Origin of the sequence: Novipirellula rosea (assembly GCF_039541335.1) — a bacterium.
Lineage (GTDB): Bacteria > Planctomycetota > Planctomycetia > Pirellulales > Pirellulaceae > Novipirellula > Novipirellula rosea.
On the sequence record NZ_BAABGA010000103.1, the window covers coordinates 1 to 3,706 of the forward strand.

2 protein-coding genes are annotated in these 3,706 nt (G+C 58.5%); one reads left to right on the forward strand and one right to left on the reverse strand.

Annotated elements, in window-relative coordinates; genetic code table 11:
- Window positions 1–1,069 precede the first annotated feature (1,069 nt).
- Entirely contained in the window at window positions 1,070–2,767 is a 1,698-nt protein-coding gene (locus ABD971_RS30245) for a CehA/McbA family metallohydrolase domain-containing protein (RefSeq protein ID WP_345327414.1), read from the forward strand.
- A 292-nt stretch (window positions 2,768–3,059) separates the two neighbouring features.
- On the opposite strand, the gene ABD971_RS30250 is transcribed toward ABD971_RS30245, so the two are convergent.
- Window positions 3,060–3,476, reverse strand: a complete 417-nt coding sequence (locus tag ABD971_RS30250; RefSeq protein WP_339946434.1) for an acyl-CoA thioesterase — start codon at window positions 3,474–3,476, stop codon at window positions 3,060–3,062.
- Between the last annotated feature and the right edge of the window lie 230 nt (window positions 3,477–3,706).

The window sequence follows — 3,706 nt, forward strand, 5'->3', positions numbered from 1 at the left end:
GATGAAAGACATGGAAAACGCCGCCCTCTCAGAGATAATCGATGTGTAGACACCAATGCCCTCTGGGGAGGTCAGAGCCGGCGACAGCCGGATCTGGGTGGGGCTCGCAGTGTTAGAAATGGACGTTTGCCAGCAAGATAGTCACCTCTCCCAACGCAGTCGGGAGAGGTCGAGCAGAGCGTATGGCGATTGCTCGGGTGAGGGCCCTCCGAGCAAGTCGAATCGCAACCAGCATCAAGATAGCGCGGTCGGCCCTCACCCGAACGAGGCCTCAAGGGCCCGGCCGACCTCTCCCCGCTTCGCCGGGCGAGGTGACTTGCTGGACGCCAGCAAGGGATGCCATAGCGGAACTCATCAATCGTGGGATAGGTTTTCAACCTGTCATCGCGCTGGCCTTGCCTTTGGATCTTCGGCAAATTGTCGCTCGGCTTTCCAAGCCGTTTGCGTGCTTCACCTCCCCCCCGGGGAGGTCAGAGCCGGCGGTAGCCGACTCTGGGTGGGGCTCGCAGTGTTAGAAATGGACCGTGCCAGCAAGAAAGTCACCTCTCCCAACGCAGTTGGGAGAGGTCGAGCAGAGCGAATGGCGATTGCTCGGGTGAGGGCCGTCCGAGCAAGTCGAATCGCAACCACCATCCCGCACAAGATAGCGCGGTCGGCCCTCACCCGAACGAGGCCTCAAGGGCCCGTCCGACCTCTCCCCGCTTCGCCGGGCGAGGTGACTTGCTGGTTGCCAGCAAGGGATCCGTAGCGGAAGCCGTCAATCGTGGGATAGGTTTTCAACCTGTCATCGCGCTGGCCTTACCTTTGGATCTTCGGCAAATTGTCGCTCGGCTTTCCAAGCCGTTTGCGTGTTTCACCTCCCCTCCGGGGAGGTCAGAGCCGGCGGCAGCCGACTCACCGGTGGGGCTCGCAGTGTTAGAAATGGACGTTCCAGTCGCTCCCATCCCTACTCGGAGCAGAATCGCTCTCCCAAGATTGGCTCATGCCCAACTAAACTAGACATCTCCATGTCTCCCCTCTCCGTGTCTCCCCCTCTATTCTTCGCCCCCTCTATTCCTCTCTCCTCACCATGATTCTCTCCCTTTTTCGCTCATTTCCCTTTCTTCTCACGCTCGTCAGTGTTTTCTCGTTTACCGCCATCCCGACGATTGCGGTCGCGGCAGGCGGGAAATTGACGATTCGCGTCGATGATGAAACGACGGGCGAGCCTGCCAGTGCTCGGCTAGAGATCTTTCGCGGCGACGAGAGTGGCCGGCGGATGTCGATTCGGCGTACCGTTCCCGCCGGAATCGGTGTCGTGATCGATCGTACCCTCGATGTCTCCTTTCCCGATGGTCCCTACACATTTCGGCTGACCCGAGGCCCTGAGTACCGCGTCATTCGTGGCAATTTCGCACTCGATCCGGAAAGTTTGGATGAGCATGGGGTGCGTTTGCCGCGAATGATCGACATGCTTGACAAAGGCTGGACGAGTGGCGATTGCTGTGTTCTCGCGTCGCCGAACAGTTTGCCGCTGCGGATGGCAGCGGAAGATCTGCACGTCGCTGCCGTACTGGGCCACGAAGATGCCAAGCCGATCGCCGGCCGTGATCGCGATGATCCCCCCGCCAACGATCCCTCCTGGATTCGCGAAGACGCCATCCACGACCGAGGGCTGCTGTTTTACGGTTTGCCGGTAGAGCTAGAGGAGTCAGCAGAGCTAGAAAAAACGGCGGAGCCCCAAGAGCCGACTGAGCGTGATGAGGCGACTGAACGAGAGAAGTCAGTTGGCAGGCCTGACAGCAAGCTGCCCGTTGCCGCCCGTCTCGTGACGATTCCGAAAAATGATCCCACTAACACTGACATCGAAAACAAAGATGCCAATAACGGTGGGGGCCCGGACGTTCGCGTGGCGATTGAAAACCCATTTGCTTGGCCGCTACCGGTCTGGTTAGCGAGCCAGCGAGTGGATGGATTTTTCATTTTGGGAGACTGGCTGCGACTGGACCGCAAGATCATCAATCCGGCGGACGGGCGAGAGCCCGATGGGCCACGGACCGAACATCCGACCGAGCTTGGGCGATGGGCGGAGCGGATTTACAGCAACCTGCTCGAAGCGGGATTCCGGATTCCACCGCTGGCTGGCAGCGGATCGGACGCACCCACCACGCCAGTTGGCTACAACCGGCTTTACGTCGCAGCGCCGCTGGAAGCGTACCGCCAATTGGACTCCGACGCCAATGCCGCGGTGCGAGTGCTTAGTGAAACCGAGTGGTGGCACCGCGCGTTCAGGGGCAACAGTGTTGCGACGAACGGCCCGATGTTGTTGCCGACGCTCAGCGGCCAGATTCCCGGTCACGTGTTCACTGCCAATGGCGGACAGACGCTAACGCTTCAGCCAGAGATTCAGTTATCGGTCCGCGACCCTGTCGACTATTTGGAAGTGATTCACAATGGTGAAGTGTTTTACAGTGCCCGCTTGGACGAATTTGCCAAGGCCGGCGGAGTGATCCCGGCGCTGGAAGTCGAAGAGAGCGGCTGGGTGATGATTCGCGTCGTCACGTTGTATGAAGACCATTACCGAGCGGCGATCAGTGCGCCGTGGTACATCGAGTTTGACGGCCAGCCACGAGTGACAAAGCGAAGCGTCGAGTTTTTTCGCGATTGGCTTAGCCAATACGAAGCAAGGCTAAAGAAGTTGCCGCCGCAGGAATTAGCGCCGCACATCCCCTACATCCGAGCCGCCCGAGCGTTCTGGACCGCCCGCGAGCAAGCAGTGAGGGAGTGAGGGAGACACGGAGACACGGAGACACGGAGTAGCGGAGTAGCGGAGTAGCGGAAAATTCACCCTCCCTGAAGGGAGGGTCGGCCGCAGGAAGCGGCCGGGGAGGGCCGGTGAAACACTGCTTGCACGGTCGTTTTCTAACACTCCGAGTCCCACCCAGATCCGGCAAGCCCTCCTTCTAAGCGCAAGCCTGGCACCCCAACCAGGCTCAATCCCGCAAACGCGTCTTCATTTTTCAATTTCCAATTGTCAATTTAACTTTTTCAATCTCACTCTCTCCCTCTCTCGCTTCTCCTCACTCCCCTCCCTTCTCGTACTGATCCAACAGCGGTTTTGGCACGCGTTGCAATTTCCCTTCGCGATCGATCACGGCCAACGTCACGGTAGCATCGACGATCTTCTCCGATTCACCCGCGTGATTTTTTCGAGTGATCGCATACTCATGGATGATTTTGGCAGCGGTCACACGAGCGATCGTGGTATCGACGGTGATCAGGTCATCATATTTTGCTGGTCGTCGGTAGCGACAATCCACTCGCACGACAACGACCAATTCGCCCGCCGCTTCCATCTCGGCGTAGCAGCCGCCGGAAGCTCGCAAGAGTTCGGTGCGACCGATTTCAAAGTACCGCAAGTAGTTAGAGTGATGGACAAAGCCCATCGGGTCGCACTCGTCATAGCGAACGCGAAGTTCAATCGAGTGGTGATTCATAGTAGGCAGGTGTGTTATGCGTAGAAGGATCGGCGGCCGCCCAACAACGTAGCAGAAGTCATCAATCGTGGGATAGGTTTTCAACCTGTCATCAGGCTGGGCTTGCCTGCGATTCTCGGCAAATTGTCGCTCGGCTTTCCAAGCCGTCAGCGAGCTTCACCTCCCCCGTGGGCATTGGTGTCTACACATCGATTATCTCTGAGAGGGCGGCGTTTTCCATGTCTTTCATC